This window comes from Bacillus aerolatus (assembly GCF_009183655.1).
Classification (GTDB): Bacteria; Bacillota; Bacilli; order Bacillales; family Domibacillaceae; genus Pseudobacillus; species Pseudobacillus aerolatus.
Map to the genome: position 1 here is coordinate 430348 of NZ_WEIO01000002.1, position 24233 is coordinate 454580.

The 24233-nt window shown below is 40.5% G+C and carries 21 protein-coding genes; 18 read left to right on the forward strand and 3 right to left on the reverse strand.

Annotated elements, in window-relative coordinates; all coding sequences use genetic code 11:
- Positions 1-86: 86 nt before the first annotated feature.
- The 5 genes from F9802_RS05705 (at position 87) to F9802_RS05725 (ending at position 4589) form a co-directional block, all read left to right on the forward strand.
- Positions 87-677 (forward strand): SCO family protein, encoded by a 591-nt coding sequence (locus tag F9802_RS05705; RefSeq protein ID WP_152150181.1) that lies wholly within the window; start codon positions 87-89, stop codon positions 675-677.
- A 261-nt stretch (positions 678-938) separates the two neighbouring features.
- Positions 939-1118 carry a hypothetical protein gene (locus tag F9802_RS05710; RefSeq protein ID WP_152150182.1) on the forward strand — a complete coding sequence of 60 codons (180 nt, stop codon included), beginning with the start codon at positions 939-941 and terminating at the stop codon, positions 1116-1118.
- Positions 1119-1382: 264 nt separating this feature from the next.
- Positions 1383-2639 (forward strand): PucR family transcriptional regulator, encoded by a 1257-nt coding sequence (locus F9802_RS05715; RefSeq protein WP_191991766.1) that lies wholly within the window; start codon positions 1383-1385, stop codon positions 2637-2639.
- A 102-nt stretch (positions 2640-2741) separates the two neighbouring features.
- Positions 2742-3854 carry an alanine dehydrogenase gene (ald, locus tag F9802_RS05720; protein ID WP_152150184.1) on the forward strand — a complete coding sequence of 371 codons (1113 nt, stop codon included), beginning with the start codon at positions 2742-2744 and terminating at the stop codon, positions 3852-3854.
- Positions 3855-4043: 189 nt separating this feature from the next.
- Positions 4044-4589, forward strand: a complete 546-nt coding sequence (locus tag F9802_RS05725) for a hypothetical protein (protein WP_152150185.1) — start codon at positions 4044-4046, stop codon at positions 4587-4589.
- Between the two features lie 195 nt (positions 4590-4784).
- Here the strand turns inward: F9802_RS05725 and F9802_RS05730 are convergent, their stop codons facing one another.
- Both F9802_RS05730 and F9802_RS05735 read right to left on the reverse strand, forming a co-directional pair.
- Positions 4785-6311: a solute symporter family protein gene (locus tag F9802_RS05730; protein WP_152150186.1), complete on the reverse strand. Its 1527-nt coding sequence runs from the start codon at positions 6309-6311 to the stop codon at positions 4785-4787.
- The gene (locus F9802_RS05735) at positions 6308-6667 is read right to left on the reverse strand and encodes a DUF485 domain-containing protein (protein WP_152150187.1); all 360 of its coding nucleotides are present in this window, start codon (positions 6665-6667) and stop codon (positions 6308-6310) included. The genes F9802_RS05730 and F9802_RS05735 overlap by 4 nt, the downstream gene beginning before the upstream one ends.
- A 231-nt stretch (positions 6668-6898) precedes the next feature.
- Between F9802_RS05735 and F9802_RS05740 the strand changes: the two genes are divergently transcribed.
- The 11 genes from F9802_RS05740 to F9802_RS05785 all read left to right on the forward strand — a co-directional run bounded on the left by F9802_RS05740 (position 6899) and on the right by F9802_RS05785 (position 20345).
- Positions 6899-8485, forward strand: coding sequence for a lysis system i-spanin subunit Rz (locus tag F9802_RS05740; RefSeq protein ID WP_152150188.1), 1587 nt, complete (start codon positions 6899-6901; stop codon positions 8483-8485).
- Between the two features lie 266 nt (positions 8486-8751).
- Positions 8752-10260, forward strand: a complete 1509-nt coding sequence (locus tag F9802_RS05745) for a glycine betaine uptake BCCT transporter (protein ID WP_152150189.1) — start codon at positions 8752-8754, stop codon at positions 10258-10260.
- 127 nt (positions 10261-10387) lie between these two features.
- Positions 10388-10975 (forward strand): lytic transglycosylase domain-containing protein, encoded by a 588-nt coding sequence (locus F9802_RS05750; protein WP_152150190.1) that lies wholly within the window; start codon positions 10388-10390, stop codon positions 10973-10975.
- A 31-nt stretch (positions 10976-11006) separates the two neighbouring features.
- Positions 11007-11819, forward strand: coding sequence for a thermonuclease family protein (locus tag F9802_RS05755; RefSeq protein ID WP_152150191.1), 813 nt, complete (start codon positions 11007-11009; stop codon positions 11817-11819).
- A 99-nt stretch (positions 11820-11918) separates the two neighbouring features.
- On the forward strand, positions 11919-12062 hold the full coding sequence (locus F9802_RS19540; RefSeq protein WP_191991767.1) for a hypothetical protein: 144 nt from the start codon (positions 11919-11921) through the stop codon (positions 12060-12062).
- 164 nt (positions 12063-12226) lie between these two features.
- Positions 12227-13276: a YeiH family protein gene (locus F9802_RS05760; protein WP_404799141.1), complete on the forward strand. Its 1050-nt coding sequence runs from the start codon at positions 12227-12229 to the stop codon at positions 13274-13276.
- Positions 13277-13335: 59 nt separating this feature from the next.
- Positions 13336-14235: a selenium metabolism-associated LysR family transcriptional regulator gene (locus F9802_RS05765; protein WP_152150192.1), complete on the forward strand. Its 900-nt coding sequence runs from the start codon at positions 13336-13338 to the stop codon at positions 14233-14235.
- Between the two features lie 138 nt (positions 14236-14373).
- Positions 14374-15099, forward strand: coding sequence for a GntR family transcriptional regulator (locus F9802_RS05770; RefSeq protein ID WP_152150193.1), 726 nt, complete (start codon positions 14374-14376; stop codon positions 15097-15099).
- 391 nt (positions 15100-15490) lie between these two features.
- Positions 15491-16858: an aspartate aminotransferase family protein gene (locus tag F9802_RS05775; RefSeq protein WP_404799142.1), complete on the forward strand. Its 1368-nt coding sequence runs from the start codon at positions 15491-15493 to the stop codon at positions 16856-16858.
- Between the two features lie 33 nt (positions 16859-16891).
- Entirely contained in the window at positions 16892-18661 is a 1770-nt protein-coding gene (gene xsc / locus F9802_RS05780; protein ID WP_152150194.1) for a sulfoacetaldehyde acetyltransferase, read from the forward strand.
- Positions 18662-18839: 178 nt separating this feature from the next.
- A complete protein-coding gene (locus F9802_RS05785) occupies positions 18840-20345 on the forward strand; it encodes an APC family permease (protein WP_152150195.1) in 1506 nt (501 codons plus the stop codon).
- Between the two features lie 63 nt (positions 20346-20408).
- Here the strand turns inward: F9802_RS05785 and F9802_RS05790 are convergent, their stop codons facing one another.
- Positions 20409-22151: an AAA family ATPase gene (locus F9802_RS05790; RefSeq protein ID WP_404799143.1), complete on the reverse strand. Its 1743-nt coding sequence runs from the start codon at positions 22149-22151 to the stop codon at positions 20409-20411.
- Between the two features lie 412 nt (positions 22152-22563).
- On the opposite strand from F9802_RS05790, the gene F9802_RS05795 reads away from it, so the two are divergent.
- Together F9802_RS05795 and F9802_RS05800 are read left to right on the forward strand one after the other, a co-directional pair.
- Positions 22564-23328 carry an ATP-binding cassette domain-containing protein gene (locus tag F9802_RS05795; protein WP_152150196.1) on the forward strand — a complete coding sequence of 255 codons (765 nt, stop codon included), beginning with the start codon at positions 22564-22566 and terminating at the stop codon, positions 23326-23328.
- Entirely contained in the window at positions 23325-24080 is a 756-nt protein-coding gene (locus tag F9802_RS05800; protein ID WP_152150197.1) for an ABC transporter permease, read from the forward strand. The genes F9802_RS05795 and F9802_RS05800 overlap by 4 nt, the downstream gene beginning before the upstream one ends.
- Positions 24081-24233: the final 153 nt, after the last annotated feature.

Sequence of the window (24233 nt, forward strand, 5' to 3'; positions counted from 1 at the left end):
AGTGAAAGGTTTGCCATTGAGTTCTGCCTGTATGTACAATACCATTGATAGGTAGAGATATCATAATACTGCAGGAGGGAAACGAATTGAAATTATCTCGCTTTTATTTATTGATTGCTTCTATATCCATTCTTCTACTTATTGCTGGTTGCAGCAACAGTGCGTTTGAAGGCAATATGGATGTTAAGATGCAAGACTTTGAACATACGAATCAAAATAACGAAAAAGTGAGCCTCGAAGATTTAAAAGGAAAAGTGTGGATTGCCGATTTAATTTTTACAAATTGTACGACTGTATGCCAGCCAATGACAAAAAATATGACAGATCTTCAAAAAATGCTTGAGGAAGAAGGCATTGAAGATTATCGCATGGTTTCATTTAGTGTTGATCCAGAAGTAGATACACCTGAAAAATTAAAGGAATACATTTCTTATTACGACGCAGATGAAAAAAAGTGGGACTTGTTGACGGGGTATGAACCGGAATATATTCGAGAGTTTGCCGAAAAGAATTTCCAGACACTCGCTGTCCCGGATCCTAACTCTAATCAAGTCATGCATGGAACAAGCTTTTACTTAGTTAATAAAGAAGGAACAGTCGTAAAAAATTACAGTGGAGCAGAAGATGTCCCTTTTGAAGAAATTGTGCAAGATGTAAAAACATTAGTTGAAGAATAGTAAAGAAACTGTCTTAAAAGAAGCTGACCCATAAGTGCCTGGCACCTTGCTTATGGGGCCAGCTTTTTTTCATACAAAGAAAAAATAATTTGAGTTGAGTGAATAATTGTTTCAGAAACATGTCAATAAAAAGTAAAAAACAAGTCTTGACTTTACAATATTAACAAAAAATTCACAATTATTTAATTGATTTTTTCGCCTAATTTGTGTAAGATAATTACACAGGAATTTTTCTGAAAATTTCAAAAAGGGGTGAATTTTATGAACTACGGCGTTTACAAGTTCGGATCGTTCAATCAAATTAAGTGTGAGTGCGGGTGGGAAGGAGTCCGTGCTGATTTAAGAAAAGCATTCGTTGTTCTTGAACAAACTAAGTGCGGCTCCATTTTCGATGCGGAAGACGTATATATTTGTCCGAATTGCGATTCAAGAAAATATTAATATTCTCCCGATTGTTAGCCTTCTAGTATCCATTTCCCATATGCCTGCCAATCTATTTGATTGTCTGCTAATTTATTCACTTTCAGCCTTTAAACGGAGCGTGCCATTTCCGGCAGCTCCGTTTTCCTATTGGGGCAAAACATGGCTGTGTATGTATATTTATTATAAAAAATAAGTCGTACCTACACATAAACCAATAATTAATCAAAAATAGCTTTCAAGCAGAGAGCTACAATACTATAATGTTTGTACAGAATGAAATCAATGAAAGAAAGTGGTTATATGGTAAAAGCAACTGGAAATTTCTTCGCTAAAGATTATGAATCGCTTGAAGTGCTCGCCGACTTGATCAGTGAAGAGCTTGAATGCCCAATTACAATAGAGGATGCGAATCACCGCATCATTGCTTACAGTCGCCACGAAGATGAAGTGGACCCCGTCAGAATCGCGACGATTATGCGCAGGCGCGTGCCGGAAAATGTCATTAACAGCTTATGGAAAGTGGGCGCCATTCCCAAACTGTTTGAAACAGAAGAGCCGGTTGTCGTTCCCCGGATTGATCAGGTTGGACTTGGTGAACGAGTGGCCATTTCTGTGCGAAAATACAATGAGGTGGTCGGCTTCATCTGGGCGCATCCACGAGTGTCATTCACTGAAGAGAAAATTATGATTTTGCAGGAAGCTTCTAAAGCTGTTAAAAATCAGCTTATTCAACATCAAAAGCAAAAAAAAGAAACGGAAAAGAATTATCAAGAACTTTTCTGGAAATTGTTGACGGGCCATTTTACCCGGCTGCGGGACTTAGAACAAGTGAATGAACGCTACAAACTAAATTTAAAAGGGCCGCTCGCGGTCATTATTTTTGATTTCCCGCAGCCGATCAGTCAATCAATTGAGCGGCAAACGAATTATTTAGTGGAAACGATGCAGCAGCTGCCGATCGTGGCAAGAACATTTGACAATGAGCAAATGATTTTACTCGCGAGGCTGTCGGAAAAAAACAAGGAAAATAGTTTGGCTGATTTCATAAATAATTTTATAGTTAAAATTAATGAACGCCAGCATATAGATGGAATTACAGCTGCTTCAGGAAGTGTAATTGACAATCCGCTCGAACTGTCAAAAAGTTATCAGGAAGCGCTGTACGTTTTGAAAATTAAGCAGCAATTTCCGCAGGCTGCTGCTTCTATTCATAGCTATGAAAAGTTAGGGGTATTTCAATTCATTGAAGACCTTGCCGCAATCAGAAAGCAATCTGGTTATGAGAATCCGATGATTACCAAACTGATGAAATATGACCGCGACCACCATTCAAATTTGCAGGAAACGATTTTTGTTTTTTTACAGCATGATGGCAATATGAATGATGCAGCGAAAGCGTTGCACATACATGCCAATACTCTTGCTTACCGTCTGAAAAGAATATCAGAAATAGCTGATATGAATTTAAAAGACGCCAATCAAAAAATCACTTTATACTTAGACTTGTTAATTAAACAATTAGAGGAAGTAAACTTGTAAAAAAACACAAAAACATCTCCCTGAATTTTTCTTTTATAACGATGAAAACGTTATTAATATGTCATACTATATATGTATATCGAAAATAAGGGAGATGTTGATATGATTATTGGTGTTCCTAAAGAAGTTAAAAACAATGAGAATCGTGTAGCAATTACTCCGGCAGGCGTCACTACATTAGTTAGAGCAGGGCATAAAGTATTAGTAGAAAAAGATGCAGGAATTGGAAGCGGTTTCACTAATGAAGAATATCAAGAGCTCGGTGCTGAAGTGATCGATTCAGCAAAAGACGTATGGGGACAAGCAGAAATGGTTCTGAAAGTAAAAGAACCAATCGAGTCGGAATACCAATATTTCCGTAAAGATTTACTTTTATTTACGTATCTTCACCTTGCAGCAGAACCTGCATTAACAAAAGCACTTGTAGAAAACGGCGTAACAGGCGTTGCTTATGAAACAGTATCGGTAAACCGTACACTTCCTTTACTTTCACCAATGAGTGAAGTAGCTGGCCGCATGGCAGCACAAATCGGTGCGCAATTCCTTGAGAAAAACAAAGGCGGTAAAGGTGTGCTTCTCGGCGGCGTGCCAGGCGTTAAGAAAAGTAAAGTTACTGTAGTCGGCGGCGGAATGGTTGGAACGAACGCGGCGAAAATTGCTTCCGGTCTTGGAGCGGATGTTACAATTATTGACTTAAGTGCGGACCGTCTGCGCCAGCTTGAAGACATTTTTGGTTCAAGCGTGCAAACACTAATGTCCAGCCCATTCAACATTGCAGAAGCAGTGAAAGAATCTGACCTTGTTATCGGTGCAGTATTAATTCCAGGATCAAAAGCACCTAAACTTGTAACAGAAGAAATGGTAAAAACAATGTCACCAGGTTCTGTTATTGTTGACGTTGCAGTCGATCAAGGCGGTATTTTTGAAACAGTTGACCGCATTACAACACACGACAATCCGACTTATGAAAAACATGGCGTCGTTCACTATGCTGTAGCTAACATGCCTGGAGCAGTGCCACGCACATCAACTGTTGCTTTAACTAACGTGACGATTCCTTACGCCCTGCAAATTGCTAACAAAGGATTTGAAAGAGCGATTTCAGACAACCCTGCGTTAAAACTAGGAGTCAACACTCATAAAGGCCACGTAACTTACGAAGCGGTTGCAAAAGACCTTGGATACGACTTCACAGCAGTAGATGATTTAGCTTAATTATTGCAAACCTTGTCATTACATGACAGGGTTTTTTTTATATTTACAAATATAACATTTCAATTAAGTGCTGTTAAATGGCCTTTTTCGACAAAGGTTCTATGATATAATTTCTTTTAAGAAAAGAGATTTTTCCTAAATATAGAATGATTGAGGTTCAGTAAATTAGTAAAGGACAGGTGATGGCGCATGGTTGTGAAAAGTTCATCAATCAAAACAGCCAATTTCATGAAACCTTTTACGATAATTATCTGCTTTATTTTGCTTTTTATTGGCCTGTCATTTTATTTTTATTACAAAGAACAAATGAACGAACTGGCTTATGCAGAAAAGATGGAAATGATCTACAAGAAAATGGATGAAACTGCGGTTAAAGCAGAGGCTGTCGTTTCCAGTTATCCAATCGAGGGCAGTTTTGTGAATCGTCGCGGTGAGGGGATGGTAGCCGGAAAAAATAATTCGTTGCAATACTTCCAGGATAACGGAGTGATTGAAAAGCTCGAAAAGGAATCTGAAGAGTGCCATGATATGCTTTATGAGTTGGCGGAGCCGCCTGAAAGATTGACAGAAGCGTATTCTGTTCTGCTTGATGCTCACATCACATACAAGCAATACATACAACTGGCGCTTCATCCACAAAAACAATCCGACAGCTTTATAAAGAAAGCAAGAAGTTTAAAAGAAGAATTAAACAGCCGTTTGATACTTGCTAAGAACAGAATAGCACAATTGTAAAAAGAATAATCCGCCGGGGCTATTCTTTTTATGGATGGAAGGATTAATTTTTTGAACATTTACATTTTTTAAGTCAGCCGTTATAGAAACATGGACGCCGGTAATAATTTTAAGCTGCTTGGAAGTCTGAATTCAAAAAAGAATGTACAAAAAACAGCAGCTGATGGGAAAACTGCTGTTTTTTGTATATTACTATTAACCTTTAAACCCTGTATTTGCTTTCACTGATACTTCAGCAAACCTGAGGGCATCTGCTTTGGCAGAAAGCACGGTTCCGATATAGCCGCCCAGGAAGCCGGCCGGAATGGAAACGATCGCCGGATTCGTTAATGGGAAGAGAGGAGTGCCAACGAAAATGGCTGCGCCCTCAGGACCTAAAACATTAGGGCTGACAGCGACTAACACTAATGCAGAAATCAGACCGGTTAACATAGCGGTAATAGCACCAGTTGTATTAAAGCGCTTCCAGTAAATTGTATACAAAATGACTGGAAGGTTGGCACTTGCTGCTACACAAAACGCAAGAGAAACGAGAAAAGCAACGTTCATCTTTTGGGCGAAAAGAGCGAGCGAGATAGATAGTACAGCGACAGAAATAGAGGCATAGCGGGCAGCGAGCATTTGCTGTCTTTCTGTCATTTTTCCTTTTTTAATAATTTCCCCATAAATATCATGAGCAAAAGCGGAAGCGCCTGACAGGACGAGCCCGGCTACGACAGCAAGAATCGTGGCAAAAGCAACAGCTGAAACGAATGACATCAGCATATCTCCGCCTAATGCTTGTGCAAGCAATGGAGCGGCCATATTTCCAGCTGCGTTGGCAGCGATGATTTCATTTGATCCGACAAATGCGGCAGCACCAAAGCCAAGAAAAATAGTCAGAATGTAAAAGATACCAACGATCCATGTAGCGACAACAACAGAACTTCTCGCTGTTTTCGCATCTTTTACGGTAAAGAAACGCATCAAAATATGCGGAAGTCCGGCTGTACCAAGCACAAGAGCCATCGTCATCGACATCGTATCAACCGGGTTCGTATATTTCACGCCCGGATTTAAGAAATTTTCCCCGTGTGGTGTAGCTGTCTTCATTTCGGAGAACATTTCGAAAATGTTAAAGTGGAATTTCGCTAAGACGAGAAAAGAAATGATAACGGTCCCAATCATCAGTAAAACAGCTTTTATAATCTGTACCCAGCTAGTCGCTGTCATACCGCCAAATAACACATAAACAGTCATCATAACACCAACAATTAAGACTGCAACCCAATAATCAATCCCTAATAATAATTGTATAAGGGCGCCAGCACCAACAAGCTGTGCAATCATATAGAAAATAACAATGGTAATGGTGCTTAAAGCGGCTGTAGCTCTTATTTTCTTTTGGTCAAAACGGGCATTGATCATATCGGCCAGTGTATATTTCCCTAAGTTACGCAACGGTTCAGCCACGAGATAAAGGACAACAAGATAGGCGACAAGATAGCCAAGGCTAAAAAAGAAACCGTCAAATCCATTTAAAGCGATCGCTCCTGCTATGCCGAGGAAGGAAGCAGCCGATAAATAGTCACCAGCGATGGCAAGTCCATTTTGCCATCCGGTTAGTCCGCCGCCCGCTGTGTAAAATTCACTGGCTGTATTTGTTCGTTTTGCGGCAAAATAAGTAACAATAAGCGTTAATCCGACGATTCCAACGAAAAAAGCTAATCCAACGGCACTCATAATGATTGATCTCCTTTTTTCTCCACTCGAAAATCACTTAAAATAGTATCAGACATTTGATCAAACTGATTTGCTTTTCTCACATAAATCATACTAAGCGTCCAAGTCATGACAAATTGAGCAAGTGCAAACACCCAAACCCATGAAATGGGACCAATTGCCGGCTTGTTTAATATAGTTGAATAAGATGTCAACAGCGGTAATGAGAAATAAAAAAGTAAGAAGAAAATAGAGAACGGAACGATAAACTTGTTTTTCGTGTTGACCAGATGTTTGAAATCTGGACTTTCAGCAATCCTTTCATAGGTGTTTTTCTTTTCTGAAGATGGGGGTAAGTCAAATTTTTTGTTTTCCATAAGCATCCTCCTGAAATAATTTTCCGAAATAATTAAAATTTCAGAATTATATACCAATTCTAAAAAATAATTCCAGTTGGCGCAACTAATTGTATCAAATTAGTCGAAATTACTTTTAGACATAATACGACATTGCCTGTTTATAAAGAGCTTAATTTTCGTTAATACCTTCTTCTACTATTTTGGTATATAATAAATGTAAATAACACGAATAGATTGGACGGATTAACTATGATAGAAGGCCGGCAACTGGCACATTCACTCGTGTCTTTAACAGGCACTCATTTACGCTTCGTATATGTCATGCTGCATGATTTAAACTTTTGGGATCTTGTTTCTTCAAAAACGAAAGACCTTGTATCCAAAGAGCAATCCGCTCATTTTTATGAATGGCTTGAACGGGAAGCGGAAAAGTTAAATGTAGTGGAGGACCGCGAATTGCAGCTTGATTTATTGCTCGAGTTAAGTAAAACGTTAAAGCTTCCGATGCGTTTGCTTAATGATCCGTATGAAACAATTAAACAATGCGGGGAGATCATTGAAGAGGTTTTTCAGCAGCTTCAAAAGCAGCATAAAGGCTTTGCGAAGGCGTTCGAACAATTTCCTGAAAAAAGTAAAGTTGAATTTCTTGTTCACTGGGAAATGGTGGAGTTGTACTCTCATATAAATGCGAGGCATCCACAAACCGAGAAAGAAACACCGGCTATGATTTGGGCAGAAGAAATTTTGCATTATATCGGGCATCTTCCCTCTTATCAACAAGAACAAATTAAACAGCAATTGAACTTAGCGGAATGGACAAAAGATGAGCTGGAAATGTCATTAGCAAAGGATACATTTCGAGTTTTTACATTGATTGCTGAAAAAACAGGGTTCCGCTTTTATAAGTATTTGCTTCAGTGTTTTTCAAGCAAAAGCCCGGCTGCTGTTCATGAGCCGGAGGAAGCCGCTTATTTTTCATGGATGACGAATCCCGATTTACTTTTATCTCTTATTTTTAAAGGTGGAGGCATTCTTTACCGCTATCAAAATCTTCTATTTAATAAGGGGCTGCTGCCAATAGTGCTGCTTGAAGCGATCCTTCCTTATTTGGCGGCTGGAGAGGCGGAAGAAGACAGCGATGAGAAGCTTGCAGTGATTGTCCAATCATGGAACAAGCGCTATTTAAATTATAAGAAAATGCTTCGCTCCGTGAACGAAATGGTACAAAAACAAAATGACTGGAAAAAAGGGCTGGCTATTCTACGAGAAGAGCTGAAGGAGGAAGAAGCCGCTTTTTACCAAACAGAATCTTACAATAAGCAGCTGCATCAAAAGCTGACCCTCATGTTAAAAAAAGATCCGAACCGTCCATATTTTGGTGAACTTAGTGTGAAAAACAACCGGTTGCAGGAAAATCTAAAGAAAATTGAATCAAAATTAAAGAAGCAGGAAGAAGCAAAAAAAGGCGTGATAAGGGCGGTTTCTACTTTTATTAAAACAAGCTACTACCAGACAGAAAAATCACAGATCGAAAAGAAAGTCGAAAAAGTATTCGCCGATATCACAGCCTTAGTGTTAGAAAAATACTATGATTATGAGCCGCAATTGATTGAAGAAATATACCGGTCAAATGACCAAATAGCAGAGATGCAAACGAACAAACAGGAAATTCAGCGAAAACTCAAAAAGTTTGAAGAGAAATTGGAAGAAGTAAAACAGCAAGAAAAACAAATGAGGAATGATATTGCTGCTGCCGAAAAACGAACGTACGGCTTATCACAAATGTATAGACGTGAAATGGAGAAAGAAACAAACTCAAGCGTTAACCATATATAATTATAATTTGACAAACCTCTGCCGCAGCTGATTGGCAGAGGTTTTTTCTTGAAATGAAAGATCTTTTTCAATTAGTGGAATAAGGGATAAGTTTTGGGGGAAATTATCTGAAGAGGGAAAAAGTATAGGGCAGTCTCCTTTTCTTGATTCAGTTCTGTTTATTTGATAGGGTAGAATGGTTGTCGAATAAGCGTGAAGTTAATCAGCAACATACTGCCTGTTCCCATGTGCATTAGTCAGTCTTTAAATTAGGAGAGGAGAATTTTGTGAAGAAAATTTCAAATGTGTTTTGGATTACGATTGCAATAGTACTGGCTTCCGTCGTATTTGGCGTGGCTGCGCCGAGTACATTCGAGAAAGTAACAGGAAATGTGCAATCATTTATTACATCAACATTCGGTTGGTATTATTTAATATTAGTCTCAATCATCGTTTTATTTTGTTTGTTTTTAGTTTTTAGTCCTGTAGGAGCAATCACATTAGGCAAGCCAGGAGAGAAACCGGATTATTCCACTACGTCATGGTTTGCGATGCTGTTTAGTGCAGGTATGGGAATTGGTTTAGTATTTTGGGGGGCGGCGGAGCCGTTAAGCCACTTTGCCAGCGATCCTCCTTTAGCAGAAGCGGGGTCTGACCAAGCGTTAAAAGACTCGTTGCGTTATACGTTTTTTCACTGGGGCATTCACGCTTGGGCAATTTATGCTGTAGTCGCGCTCGCGCTTGCGTATTATAAATTTCGAAAAGATGAACCGGGTCTGATTAGTGCCACGCTCGTTCCGGTATTAGGAGAAAGAGCAAGAGGTCCGCTCGGTACAGCGATCGATGTGATGGCTGTTTTTGCTACAGTTGTAGGGGTAGCGACAACACTCGGCTTTGGCGCTGCTCAGATCAATGGGGGGCTATCTTACTTATTTGGCATTCCGATTAACTTCTTTGTTCAGCTGATTATTATTATAGTTGTCACGATTTTGTTCACGATTTCGGCGATGAGCGGGTTAGGAAAAGGAATAAAAATATTGAGCAATGCCAACATGGTTTTAGCTATTGCGCTGCTTGGATTAATGCTCGTTCTTGGGCCGACACTGTTCATTATGAATTTGTTTACGGACACACTTGGTTCTTATTTACAAAATCTAGTGGATATGAGCTTTACTCTCGCCCCATTAAATGATGAACACCGGGCATGGATTAATGGGTGGACCATCTTTTACTGGGCTTGGTGGATTTCCTGGTCGCCGTTTGTCGGTATATTTATTGCCCGTGTGTCTAAAGGGCGGACCATCCGTGAGTTTTTAATCGGAACGCTGCTCATGCCTGCGCTCGTCAGCTTTTTATGGTTCGCAGTGTTCGGGGCCTCAGCAATGGATTTGCAGTTATCGGGTGCTGTTGATTTAACGAAAAATGCCACAGAAGAAGTTTTATTCGCCGTCTTTCATGAACTCCCATGGTCGTCGGTTTTATCCGTCATAGCCATTGCACTAGTGGGCGTATTTTTTATTACATCAGCAGACTCAGCCACGTTTGTGTTAGGTATGCAGACCACATATGGCTCACTCACGCCGCCCAACCGCGTGAAATTAGTGTGGGGGTTCGCTCAGTCTCTTATAGCGATTATTCTCTTGTACAGCGGCGGGCTGCAAGCTCTGCAGAACGCCCTCGTCATAGCTGCTTTTCCGTTTTCAATGATCATGATTTTAATGATGCTGTCTTTGTATAAATCACTCAAAAAAGAGCGGAAAGAGATGGTCAAGGCACCGCGGCCTAAACGAAAATAAGACGTCAGACTGACCGCTTTGCAGGGCGCAAGGCGGTCTTTTTAATGGTCACACAATTATCACTTGCAGATTCCTCTTTGGTTGCCTAATATAGATGCGAATCGATTTTACATTAGAGGAGAACAACATGGCAAGAAGAAAATTAAGGAAGTCAGTGAAAAGAAAATTGTTTTTTCTATTATTAATGGCTGCGATCTTGGCGATTGTAATGAATCAAAAGCAAAGGCCGGCGAACCCGATTCTTGAATCGGCCATCCCTCAAGAGTTTATTCCAGTGTACGAGGCAGCTGAAAAAGAATATGGCGTCCCGTGGGAACTGCTCGCCGCTCATCATCGCGTAGAAACGAAATTTTCAAAAATGGATCCAATGTTGTCGCCTGTCGGGGCTGAAGGGCACCTGCAGTTTATGCCGTGCACATTTGTTGGCTGGAGCCATCCAACGTGCAGTGGGCTCGGAAAGGGAGATATCCCAGCTGAGGAAAAGACCGATCCTGCTGTCATTAAAAAGTATGGAGGCTACGGTGTGGATGCTAACGGCGATGGAAAAGCAGACCCGTATAATCTCGAAGATGCTGTGTTTAGCGCGGCTGCCTATTTAAAAGCAAACGGGGCAGCGGACGGAGAGTTGGAAAAAGCTATTTATGCTTATAATCACAGTCAACAATATGTAGAGGATGTGCTCCATTATTTTCAATCATACACATCAAAAGAATAGAAGTAAGAGGGAAAGAGAAAAGGAGTCTACGATGATGAAAGTAAAATCAGCTATTTTCATTGCCGCCTTTTTTCTACTTGGGGGTTGTGCAGTTGAAGAGCAAAAAGAAGAACTAACGAAAGATTCATCGGAAACCGTGGTGAAAGAAGAAACAACCGAACAAGCGAATGAACAGCCTTCTTTGCCCGATATTATTGATGGAGACACAGCAGAGAAAAAAGGTATAACTGGTACGGTATTTTATGTTGTCGATGGGGACACATTCGACATCAAGCTGCCAAATGGCAAGGAAGAACGAATCCGGATGACGCTTGTTGACACACCGGAAACGAAGCATCCACGTCTAGGTGTCCAGCCATTCGGACCGGAAGCATCGGCTTTTACTAAAAAAGTATTAATGAATAAGAAAGTGACATTGGAATTTGATGTCCAAGAACGCGACCGCTATGGCCGGATTCTCGCTTACGTATGGCTTGATGGAAAGATGGTGAATGAGCAACTAATCGCGAAAGGATTAGCGCGCACAGCCGTTTTTCCGCCAAACACGAAATATGTCGACCGTTTTGAAAAAGTACAGAAAGAAGCGCGCGAGCAAAAAGTTGGCATTTGGTTAGTGGAAAACTATGTGACCGATCGCGGCTATAACACTATATTAGAAAAGGAAAAGATCGACGCTGTGACAGATCCAACTGGCAAATGTCGAATCAAAGGAAACATTTCAAGTTCCGGGGAAAAAATCTATCACGTACCCGGAAACCAATCGTATGAAGTAACAAAACCGGAACAAACATTTTGTTCAAAAGAAGAAGCGGAAGCAGCAGGGTTCCGGGCAGCTAAACGATAAAAAAACGCTTCTGCTATGCCCTTCAAGGCTTTCCTCTGCACTTTTTTCGCTATGTCGCATAATATGTGTTGTCGATTAATATGAGAAAGGGGCACAGACATGGCAAAAGAAAAAGGAAACGAACCGGAAAAAAGAGCCGGCATGACAGATTCAGAACGAGAAGAGTGGATGCGGCGCAGTCATGAATTTTGGTGGGGGAAGCGGCGTCCGAAAGAAGAGCAAAACAGCGAAGAAAAAAAGTGAACTAATCAAAAAAGCGAGCCTTTTCGGCTCGCTTTTTTGATTGGATTTATTGCTGATGTAAATACAGGCTGATTTCTTCCATGAGAGAATGCAATAACACTTATCACATAATCAAAATAGTAAACGACAAAAACTGTGATACCTTTAATTTAACTAATACGGAGGTGAGTAGATTGGAAGCACAAAAAGTACAGCCATATGTACAAAGTCAGCCTAAAAAAGAAGGTCAGCCTCGCAGTGTCGTAAAAGGAATTATATTAACCTTATTTATTGCGGTCGCAGCTGGGTTGATTGCTAAGCTGCCTTTTTTTGAAATTATGGGCATCATGATTTTGTCGATTTTGATCGGAATGATTTGGAAAAATACGCTTCAAGTCAATCCGGGATATCAGGAAGGGATTCAATTCAGCAGTAAAGTGCTGCTGCGGGCGGGAATTATATTATTAGGGTTCCGATTAAATTTGCTTGATATTGTGGCAGCAGGCTATGCAGTGTTAGTAACGGATGTACTTGTCATTGCCTTTACGATGACATTTATTCTCTTACTCGGAAAAGTATTTAAGTTAGATAAGCATTTATCGATGTTAATTGCAGCCGGTACGGCTATTTGCGGAGCTGCGGCGATCATTGCTGTGGCACCAATCATTAAGAATAAGCAGGAACATACAGCTATCGCCGTTTCCTGTATTGCTATTTTAGGTACAGTCGGTGCGCTTATTTACATTTTTCTATTCCCACATCTGCCAATCAGCAAATATGAATATGGCGTCCTGACAGGGGCTACGCTTCATGAGCTCGCTCATGTAGTTGCAGCTGCTGTTCCAGGAGGAGCGGAAAGCAGTGAAGCAGCGGTCATCGTTAAACTTGGAAGAGTCCTTCTTTTAATTCCAGTTGCATTATTGATCAGCTTTGTGATCAATAGAAAGGAATTGACAGAGAAAGGCTTAAAAGGTCTTCCAATTCCATGGTTTATCTTTGGATTTTTATTTGCCAGCTTTATTAATACGTTAAACTTTATTCCGGACAGCGTAGTAACATATATCTTATTAGTAAGTACCTACCTGCTCGCTATGGGAATGGCGGGGCTTGGCTTAAATGTCAATTATAAGGATTTTTCGAAAGAAGGAATTAAGCCGGTAGGAGTGGCAGTTGTTGGATTTATCGGTTTATTGGCGCTTGCTCCGTTAATTTTATATATCTTTCGCATGATTTAAGTGAAAAACCCCCTCTGACTCATTTATAATTAAGAAGGGAGCAGAGGGGAGAAGGAAAAATGAACTTAGAATATTTGCGATTATTTTACGCAGTAGCAAACAATAAAAATTTTTCGCAGACGGCAAAAGAACTGCACATATCCCAGTCTTCTGTCAGTCTGCAAATTAAGCATTTAGAAGATATGCTGCAAACGAAGCTGTTTGAACGGACAACGAAAAAAGTCGATTTAACGCCCGCAGGACACATTTTGTATAATAAAGCAGAAAAAATGCTTTTTTTAATGAGTGAAATTCAAAATGAACTGCAAATGTTAAAAGGGGAAGTGGCAGGCAAATTAAATATTGGTGCTAGTTTGACAATAGGTGAACATGTTCTTCCCTTTTTAATTGCGGAGTATAAAAAAGATTATCCACTCGTCGATGTTCGTTTGAAGATGTGCAATTCAGAGCAAATCATTGAAAAGCTTTACAAGCATGAATTAAATCTTGGTTTTATCGAGTCCATGCTGTCTTATCCGAATTTAAAACAAGTTCCATTTCAAGAGGATGAATTGATTTTGATTGCCTCTAGCCGCTCACAAATAGTAACAAATTCTGTTTTGTCCAAAAAAGACCTTACTACTTTTCCGTTTATTATTAGGGAAAAAGGGTCCGGGACAAGGCAGGTGATTGAAGACAGCTTAAGAAAAAACGAAGTAGATCCAAATGAACTAAAGACAGTCCTGGAACTAGAACACACCGAGTCAATAAAAAGTGCGGTAGAAGCTGACCTTGGCATCTCTATTATTTCGAAATCGGCTGTGAAAAAAGAATTGCAGCTCGGTACATTGAAAGAAGTAAAAATTGAAGACGTTAAACTGACACGGCATTTTTATATGGTTTATTTTGAAGAAGCGCTGCAATTAACAAGCGAGAAATTAATTGAGCTCGTTTTCTCCCAATCTGGCAGCAAAGTATAACGGCGGTTACCGGTTCGGATTCCATACGGGATCCGAGCTGGTAACCGTTTTTTATCTAATGGTTTTACTTTATGAGTAAATCATCATAAGATGAAAAGAAGAGATAATCATTATTCTATTAAGGAAAGAGGTATCTGTATGGAAAAACTAAACCCTAAAGATCCTGTACCACTTCACATTCAACTAAGAAATAAAATAGAAGGCTTAATAAATGAAGGGCATTACCAGGATAAAATACCTAGTGAGCGGCAACTGATGGATGAATATGAAGTGAGCAGAAGTACAGTAAGGGAAGCTGTATCTCACCTTGTCAGAGAGGGAATTGTGGAGAAAGTACATGGCAAGGGCACATTTATTTCTTCTAAAGCTATTCAAGAGTGGCTTGGTTCCTTAACGAGTACGACTGAAACCATTCGGAAAATGGGCATGGCACCAGGAGCGAGGCTCGTTACACACGGAACGATCATTCCCCCTAATGACATCATTGAAGCGACAGGACTTGACACTGCCTACTTTATTAAAAGAGTTAGATACGCAAATGACATTCCGCTTGCTATCGAACTGCAATACTATCCTGTCGAAATTGGTGAAAAATTAGCTGAACTGGATATTGATAAAGGAACCCTTTTTGATTTAATCGAAGAAAATCTCGGAATCAAATTGGCGGAGGCTGAACAATTAATTACAAGCAGCTTTTTAACCACTGAAGACGCTGAGCTACTAGGTGTCTCGGACTCATTAAATGTACTGAATACTGAGCGAAAACTTATGGATCAATCAGGCAGATTGATCGAATATTATGTCGCTTCTTTCCGATCAGATATGTATTCCTTTCGGATGAAATTAAGCAAGAAAAGCAATTAGTCATGGAGCAGCCGAATAAATTGCGGTTCGCTTCTCGGCTAGTAACCCCATATCCACCAAAGAAAAAACAGTCTATTAAGAATACAGATAAGTGTAAGTTAAAAATGCAATAGATAATATTTTTAGAATAGATTGAATATTTTAAAATCGTGTGGTTTAATGTAATTAACAACAAAGAGAAACACAAACTGGTACGGACAACGTGACAACTTGGTGACACAATATGACACGATACTCGTAAGGAAAGAAAGGAGAGGATAATAATAAAACGTAGAACCATTCAGTAAGGACGTAAATATCATTTGAGTAAATTCGCTGCCTTTGCAGCTGAGTTTAATAGATAGTTGTTTAACAGGATGGATGAAATGAATACTAGTTAAAGGGGGCAAACATGATGACACAATTAGAAGTCAAGGACAGTCAAAAGTTGATCAAGCAAGACAATGATCATTTGTGGCATGCAATGAGCCGGCATGTAGAAGGCGGCAAGCCAATGGTTGCTGAGTCAGGTGAAGGGGCCTGGTTTACTGATATTGAAGGTAAACGCTACTTAGATGGTGTTTCAGGTCTTTGGTGCCTAAATTTAGGACACGGACGAGAAGAAATTGTGGAAGCAGCTGCAGAACAAATGAGAAGTCTTTCTTATTTTCCGCTTACACTAAGCCATCAGCCAGCCATTGAGCTATCTGCAAAAATTAGCGAACTGTTAGGGGACTCATATAAAACCTTTTTCTCGAATAGCGGTTCGGAAGCAAATGAAACCGCCTTCAAAATAGCTAGGCAATATCATCATCAAAATGGAAACCCGGGAAAATATAAATTTATTTCCAGATATCGGGCTTACCACGGATCTACTCTTGGCGCGATGAGCGCTACAGCTCAAGCGAATAGACGAGTAAAATATGATCCAGGTGCGCCAGGTTTCCTTCATGTTCCGCCTCCTTATAGCTATCGCTGCCCATTTGGAGAGGAAGTAACAAATTGTGACAAGGTAGCTGCTGACCAAATCGATCAAATGATTACATGGGAAGGTGCTGAAACTGTAGCTGCGGTTATCATGGAGCCATTTATTTCTGGAGGAGGCGTCATTGTTCCGTCTAGTGAATACATGCAAAGAGTAGCTGAAATTTGTAAAAAGCATGATGTACTTCTCATTGTGGATGAAGTAGTTTCCGGATTTGGGCGTACAGGTAAAATGTTTGGCTTTATGCACTCGGAAGGTGTGCAGCCAGATATAGTAACAATGGCTAAAGGGCTGACAAGTGGTTATTTACCGCTCGGTGCGACAGCAGTACATTCTCGAATCTATGAGAAGTTTACAGAAAAAGGCGCTGATAATCATTTCCGTCATGTCTCTACATACGGAGGGCATCCAGCAAGCTGTGCAGTAGCTCTGAAAAACATTGAAATCATTGAAAGAGAGAATATTGTTGAAAGAGTAGCTCGGCTTGGAGAAACAATTTTAGGTAAATTGAATGAGCTGTCTAGCCATCCAATTGTTGGTGAAGTACGATCTAAAGGATTCTTGTATGGCTTGGAATTAGTCAAAGACAAGAAAACAAAAGAGCCAATTTCGGATGAAGTCATTGGCGGCATTATCGCAAAATGTAAAGAGAAAGGCTTGATTATCGGCAGAAACGGTGACACAGTGCCAGGTTTTAACAATGTTCTCATCGTGGCACCACCACTTTCTTCTACTGAAGAAGATCTGCATTTCTTAGTTGACACTGTTTTTGATGCTTTTAAAAATACAAAATAAACTTAAACTTAAAATTGAAAGGTTGGATTGTAAATGGCAAAAGTAGAAAAAGAATTACAAGTGGTTCAAACGCAAAAACTTAAAATGACACCAAGTGAGGCAATTGTTGAAACATTGGTTGCTGAAGGAATCGACCAAATGTATGGAATTTTAGGTTCCGCTTTCATGGATATGCTAGACTTGCTGCCAACAGCAGGCATTAAATTCATCCCTGTTCGCCATGAGCAAAGTGCTGGCCATATGGCTGATGCTTTCACTCGAGTAACAGGAAAAGCTGGGGTTATTATCGGCCAAAACGGACCTGGTATTACAAATATGGTGACATCAGTTGCTTCTGCAAATATGGCTCATACACCGATGATTGTAATCGCTCCAACTGCTGGTACAAAAACAATTGGATGGGACGGTTTCCAGGAGTGTGACGAAGCTTCTGTATTCGAAAAAATCACAAAAGCAACTGTAAAAGTAACTCACCCAAGCCGCGTGGCAGACTGCTTGCGTACAGCTTTCCGTCTTGCTTATGCGGAAAGAGGACCAGTTCTTTATCATATCCCACGTGACTATTTCTACGGAGAAATCGAAGATTATATCCTAGAGCCTTCTCAATACCGTGTTGAGAAAAAAGGCTTTGGTGATTCTAAAGCAATTGATGAAGCTGTTGAATTGTTACTACAAGCTAAGAAACCTGCAATTATCTCAGGCCGTGGCGCAGTAGATGCGAATGCAATAGACTCAGTAGTAGAACTTGCTGAGTACCTATCCGCACCAGCAGCTGTTTCATACATGCACAATGATGCGTTCCCTTGCGATCATGAGCTTGCAGTTGGACCAATCGGTTACATGGGATCAAAAGCAGCAATGAATTCACTGAAAGATGTTGATGTTCTTTTAGCAATTGGTACAAGATTGTCTGTTTTCGGAACACTGCCATGCTATGACATTGACTATTTCCCTAAAAACGCTAAAATTATTCAAATCGACATCAACCACCGTAACATTGCAAGAACGCATCCTGTAGCAGTGGGCGTTTTAGGCGATGCACATGATGCAAGCCTTGAAATCTTAAAACGCTTAAAAGAAAAGCGTGAGACAAATGAGCGCAACGAACAACGTATTCAAGAAATCGCTGCACTTAAACAAGAGTGGGAGCAAGAGCTTGTAGATCTTGCAATGGTACCAGGAAACCCAATGAACCCAAGAAGAGCTCTATTAGAAATTTCTCGTGCGATTCCAGAAACTGCAATCGTGACATCTGATATCGGTAATACGTCTTCAACAGCTAATGCTTATTTGAAATTTAAACAACCACGTAAGCATATCGCAGCATTAACATTCGGAAACACTGGTTTTGCTTATCCTTCAGCAATTGGAGCAAAATTAGCTGCGCCTGATTGCCCAGCTCTTGCTATCGTAGGGGATGGCGCATGGGGAATGAGCTTGCATGAAGTAAGTACAGCTGTTGAGCAAAAACTTCCTGTTATTGCTTGCGTATTCAATAACGGTGCATGGTGTGCAGAAAAGAAAAACCAAGTAGACTTCTACAACAACCGTTTTGTTGGAGCTGACATTGAAGGACCAAACTTTGCTGAAGTAGCAGAAAGCATGGGTGCAGTAGGAGTTCGCGTAGATAATCCAGAAGATCTTCAAAAAGCTCTTGCAGCTGCATTGAAGTCTGACAAACCAACAGTTATTGATATTTTAGTAGATGGCACACAATTAGCGCCGCCATTCAGAAAAGATGCGCTTCAAATGCCAACTCGTCTATTAGAAAAATATGCACACTTAGATCACAGAAACTGGTAAATAAAAACAGGGGCTTTTTCAAAAAAGCCCCTGTTTTTTTAAAAAATATTCCTCCATCTAAGAAGGACTACCTATGTGTAATGGGGTATAAAAGCAGATAACCCAATCATTATTGCTAAGCCGTCTGAAAGCCATATGACGAAACAATTGGAAAATCCCGTAATATAGGAGGTATATGATGGAAGAAAGGGTTCAGCTTGAAAAAACGTTTAAACAGCACTGGGTATGGGCAATTGCTTTAGGATCAGCAATTGGCTGGGGATGTTTTATTTTACCTACTGAATGGATGGCGAAAGCCGGTCCGCTCGGTGTAATAATCGGTCTTTTTGTTGGCGGTTTAATTATGATGATCATTGCCGTTAGCTATGGAATTTTAATAGATAAGTTTCCGGTTTCAGGTGGAGGATTTACATATGCTTATCTAGGATTCGGTAGAATTCACGCTTATTTTTGCGGCTGGTTCCTGACTTTAGGTTATATTTGTATCGTTGCCTTGAACGCTTCAGCGATGGCTCTTCTCGGCAAATTTCTTTTCCCGTCTATTACGAACACAGTATTCTTATATGAAATTAATGGCTGGGAAGTTTATTTAGGAGAAGTAATTATTGCTAGTGCGGCTCTAATCTTTTTCGCTTGGTTCAATATTAGAGGCGCGTCATTATCAGGACAAATCCAATTTATTTTCTGTGTGATTCTTGTGCTCGGAATACTGGCTTTGACAATCGGCATGCTGCTTCACCCAGAAGCCAGCTTTAGCAATCTGACCCCCGCATTTAAGCCGGGAATTGCCCCTATCGCAGGCATCGTCGCCATATTAGCTGTGGCGCCATGGGCTTACGTAGGATTTGATAACATCCCTCAGGCAGCTGAAGAATTTAACTTTCCAGCTAAAAAAGCTTTCTCCTTAATTATTTATTCAATACTTGTAGCTATGTTTTTATACTCATTTATGATCATCGCTACAGCAGTTGGAAGTCCGTGGCAGCAGCTCGTAGCTGGAAAGCCAGTTTGGGGAACGGGCGATATTATCTCTCAAAGTTTAGGAGTGATTGGGGTAACATGTCTCGCTCTTTCGATTTGTATGGGTATTTTTACAGGATTAAACGGTTTTTACGTGTCAGCAAGCCGATTGATGTTTGCGATGGGCAGAGCGCAAATCCTTCCTGCTTCTTTTGCGAAACTTCACCCGAAACATAAAACGCCTAATTTTGGGATCATATTCACTTGCTGTTTCTGCTTAATTGCTCCTTGGTTTGGCCGCCCTGTATTGTTATGGATTGTTGATATGTCAGCCATTGGTGTAACGATCGCATACCTTTATACTTGCCTTACAGCTTACAAACAATTTAATTGGAAAAATGAAAGCGATTACTTAGGCGCTGGAAGTAATGAGAAAACGGTTTCTCCTGTAAAGAAATTCATCTGCCTGGCAGGCGTTTTATCAAGTGTCGCGTTTTTAGCCTTACTGCTCGTTCCTGGTTCACCTTCAGCTCTCGGAACGCCATCTTTAATTGCAATGGCCGTATGGACTGTAATGGGGATAGCTTTTTACATTTACAAAGCGAAAGACTTTAAAAATATTCCAACAGAGACACTGGATTATTATATTTTAGGAAAAGAACGTACGAATAAAGAAACGGAAGAAGTAGAATTGGCACAGCTGCAACTTAAAACATCAAAATAGGATATGCTATAAAAAAGAACCTGGATCTGTTACTGATCCAGGTTCTTTTTTATGGGAAGGAAGTTAGACGGGCACTAATTCCGTTTTTTCAACAGCAGAATCCATTTGCACAATTTTTTCAACTTCCCAGCCTTCAAGAGTCTCTTTTTTCAATAGAGCATCCACTAAATTATGAAATTGTTCTTCGCGCTCTTGAATCAATGACTCAGAGATGGATAATGCTTTTTGGAACAGCTCTTGCATTTTTGCTTCGCGTTCCATTTTAACGAATGTTAACGTAAAGCCGTCCTGCAGCACACCCAAATCCACCATTTGTTCAATGATTTGTTTAGCTTGTTGAACATCCCCGCTTACTCCAATACTGTGTTCTCCAAGAAACTTTCGTTCTGCTGTCCCACCTGACAAAATCATGGCTACTTGATCGAGCAATTCACTAGCAGTAGATAAGTGAAGCTCTTTTGGAATTGGTGCGACATAACCGAGGGCCTGCCCTCTTGGAATGATTGTTGCTTTTCTGACTGAACCAGGTTTTGTGGCAGCGGCGACAAGGGCGTGCCCCGCTTCATGGATGGCAACGCGCCGTTTTGTTTCCGGATCTTGAAGCGTTCGTGACGTACTGCCAAGGATTGTACGATCTAATGCATAGTCAAGGTCGCTCTTTTCAATCGTATCCCGGTTATTACGGATGGCGCTTCTGCTAGCCGTTTCAAATAGCGAGCTTAGTTCTGCCCCTGAAAATCCGGATGTGCTTTCCGCTAAATCGCCAAGTGTAGACATAACATTATTAGCAAGCTGCTTTCCTTTAATATGGATATCAATAATTTCTCGTCTTCCTTTCGTATCTGGCAGGGGGACAAGGAAGGAGAAATCGATTCTTCCTGGACGAAGAAATGCTTCATCCAGCATGTCTTTTCTATTCGTGGCAGCGATAAATAAAATGTCGTCATTTGAATGGCCTCCGTCAAGCTGAACGAGAAGCTCTGTTAACGTCTTTTCTGCTTCCTCACCGCCGTGAGCTTTACGCCGTCCAGCGAGAGCATCCACTTCATCGATAAAAATAACGGCTGGCTTTTGCTTTCTGGCTTGTTGAAATAAACTCCGTACGCGGGATGCACCAACCCCTACAAATAATTCAGTAAAGGCAGATCCGCTTGCTGAAAAGAAGTTGGCGTTCATCTCTTTTGCAATTGCTTGTGCCAGCAATGTTTTCCCCGTGCCCGGAGGTCCGTACAGTAAAATGCCTTTCGGAGGCTTAATGCCGATCTTTGCAGAACGCTCAGGGTTTTTTAATATAGACAGCGTTTGTTTAATTTCATCTTTCATTTCTACTGAAAGACCACCTACGTCTTTTAATGTAATAGAAGGAAGGGGTCTTGCTTTTGATAAGCTGTCTTTCATCGCTTTTGTTCCGCCAGTGCCGCTTCGTCCTTTTTTATATAGAACAGCTGCAACTACCGCAACCAATAAAATAACACCACCGATAATCCAATTATCATAAGGTCCTTTATTAGAGTAAGAATATCGAATATTATATGTTTCAATCAATCTGTCTACCGATAAGCTTCCTGGAGAAGTATACGAGACATATTGGTTGTCTTTAGTCGTAAGGTAAAGAGCCCCATCCGGTTTTTCCTGCAATGAAACAGGTGCTCCGTTTTGTTCTTTAATGATTTTTTCCATAGACGAAAAGGAGACGGTCACCGCTTTATCAACATCATTCAATGACCAGGCAATCGCTGCTGTAATCACCATGATTAAGGCGAGCAGCGGAAAAAACTTCTTCATCAATTTGGACTTAGCTCCCACACACTTCAACTCCCTATTCGAGGTATATCTCCATTATAAATATTTAAATATAGATATAAATGGGTAAAAAGTAATGTATATTTTTACAGATTAAAGAAATTATTCGGGGCTCATCATTAATTTTATCCCAATACAATGATGAAAGTCTTTTATAAACATGCATCAAAGCAACGTTTATTAAAATGATATTATAGCTGCGGCATTAATGAGATAATGCGAGAAAACCCCTATAATTGAAAGGAGATGAGAAGCTAGATCGCTTTCGCGAAACCATTCAAGCTGAGCGAATCAATGAAGAAACTGCCCCAAAAGCTTTGACATGAAAGTTTTTGAAACAGTTTTTTTTCAATTGACTGTATAATAAAAAGATGATTTTCAGTTTGAACATTATAAAAACTAACACGGAGGTTGAATGAGCATCGAAAAGTTAAAAACAGACATAGCGATCCAATTTAAACAAGCGGGAAAGTGTTATGTTAACGGGTCAGAAAAGCAGATGGTTTTGCAGAATATTACGGGAGATGTGCCAGCTGGGGCAGTTGTTACGCTTGTAGGGCCTTCCGGATCAGGGAAAAGTACGTTACTATCACTTTGCAATCTGTTATTAACCCCTGATGAAGGAGAAGTGCGGATAGAAGGTAAAGAAGTGCGAGAATGGGATGTGAACAAGCTGCGCCAACATGCGGCACTCGCTTTCCAAACGGCTCCTATGATTCCTGGAACAGTGCACGACAATTTAATGCTTGCTGCTCGTCTTCACGATATTTCGTTACAATCACCGGAAGAATTGATTCAATACGTCGGGCTTTCTAAGAATATACTGCCGCGCAGCGCTGAAGAGCTTTCGGGCGGACAGAAGCAGAGAGTCGCTCTTGCAAGAACGCTCGTTAACCAATCATCAATATTAATGCTGGATGAAATGACCTCTGCATTAGATCCATCTGCAGCAAAGGAAATAGAAGAGCTGATCATAAAAATACATAAAGATGAACAGAAAACGATTTTATGGGTAACGCATGATTTAGAACAAGCAAGGAGAGTAGGCGATTATACGTGGCTGCTCGCGAACGGACGGCTGATTGAAAAAGCAGAGACGCATTCATTTTTTCATTATCCTGAGAAAGAGCTGACTCGCCGGTTTTTACAGGGTGAGCTGGCGGGAGGGAAAGACCTGTGAGCTTGTTTACTTTATCTTTAGCGCTCGTATTCGTTGGTTTAGCGATTCTTTTATCAAGCGGATTAAAACTTGGGCTCGAAAAAGACATGGTCATTGCAGTTGTCCGTTCGGCTGTTCAGCTGCTGGTAATTGGTTACGTTCTCACATTTGTATTTTCTTCAAACAGCCCTTTTTTTACGATTGTAATGGTCGTTCTAATGATCGCTGTAGCTGCCCAAAACATTGTTAAACGGAAATATGGCTTTCCAAAATTGGGCTGGCGTGTCGTTGTAACCCTTTTTGCTATTGAAGCTGTTTCGATGCTATTTTTAATTGGATTAAATATTATTCCACCTGCTCCAAGGTATATAATTCCATTCAGCGGAATGATTATTGGCAGTTCAATGATCATAGCAAGTCTGTTGTTGAACAGACTAAATGCTGAAATCATTTCAAGAAAGGCTGAAATAAATGTTGTACTCTCGCTTGGCGGCACTCCCAAACAGGCTGTACATATGATTTTAAAAGACGCGGTCCGTGCCAGTATGATCCCGAGCATCGACAGCGCAAAAACGATTGGCCTCGTTCAGCTGCCTGGGATGATGACCGGGCAAATTATTGCAGGAGCGGACCCTGTACAAGCAGTGCGCTTTCAATTGATCATTGTTTTTTCTTCTTTAGCAACAGCTGCTTTAACGAGCATTATTTTAGGCAGCCTTATTTATCCGGCTTTATTTAATAAACATCAACAGCTTTCCTTTAAGGAATATTGAACCCTCCCGCCACTTAACACTCTTTCGAGCTGTTTGAAGTGAAGGAAAATAAGCAGTCGTATGACGATTTCCTAAAACACATTTGAAAAGAGTTAGCGAATACAAAGAGAAAAAAGGATTTGGCGCCCGTACACAAACTATTTTTCATTTACT

Coding starts and splice junctions, on each gene's coding strand:
- F9802_RS05795 (WP_152150196.1), top strand. CDS start 22,564: ATGAGCATCGAAAAGTTAAAAACAGACATAGCGATCCAATTTAAACAA.
- F9802_RS05755 (WP_152150191.1), top strand. CDS start 11,007: ATGATGAAAGTAAAATCAGCTATTTTCATTGCCGCCTTTTTTCTACTT.
- F9802_RS05710 (WP_152150182.1), top strand. CDS start 939: ATGAACTACGGCGTTTACAAGTTCGGATCGTTCAATCAAATTAAGTGT.
- F9802_RS05725 (WP_152150185.1), top strand. CDS start 4,044: ATGGTTGTGAAAAGTTCATCAATCAAAACAGCCAATTTCATGAAACCT.
- F9802_RS05730 (WP_152150186.1), bottom strand. CDS start 6,311: ATGAGTGCCGTTGGATTAGCTTTTTTCGTTGGAATCGTCGGATTAACG.
- F9802_RS05765 (WP_152150192.1), top strand. CDS start 13,336: ATGAACTTAGAATATTTGCGATTATTTTACGCAGTAGCAAACAATAAA.
- F9802_RS05740 (WP_152150188.1), top strand. CDS start 6,899: ATGATAGAAGGCCGGCAACTGGCACATTCACTCGTGTCTTTAACAGGC.
- F9802_RS19540 (WP_191991767.1), top strand. CDS start 11,919: ATGGCAAAAGAAAAAGGAAACGAACCGGAAAAAAGAGCCGGCATGACA.
- ald (WP_152150184.1), top strand. CDS start 2,742: ATGATTATTGGTGTTCCTAAAGAAGTTAAAAACAATGAGAATCGTGTA.
- F9802_RS05715 (WP_191991766.1), top strand. CDS start 1,383: ATGAAAGAAAGTGGTTATATGGTAAAAGCAACTGGAAATTTCTTCGCT.
- F9802_RS05770 (WP_152150193.1), top strand. CDS start 14,374: ATGGAAAAACTAAACCCTAAAGATCCTGTACCACTTCACATTCAACTA.
- F9802_RS05785 (WP_152150195.1), top strand. CDS start 18,840: ATGGAAGAAAGGGTTCAGCTTGAAAAAACGTTTAAACAGCACTGGGTA.
- F9802_RS05775 (WP_404799142.1), top strand. CDS start 15,491: ATGATGACACAATTAGAAGTCAAGGACAGTCAAAAGTTGATCAAGCAA.
- F9802_RS05750 (WP_152150190.1), top strand. CDS start 10,388: ATGGCAAGAAGAAAATTAAGGAAGTCAGTGAAAAGAAAATTGTTTTTT.
- xsc (WP_152150194.1), top strand. CDS start 16,892: ATGGCAAAAGTAGAAAAAGAATTACAAGTGGTTCAAACGCAAAAACTT.
- F9802_RS05735 (WP_152150187.1), bottom strand. CDS start 6,667: ATGGAAAACAAAAAATTTGACTTACCCCCATCTTCAGAAAAGAAAAAC.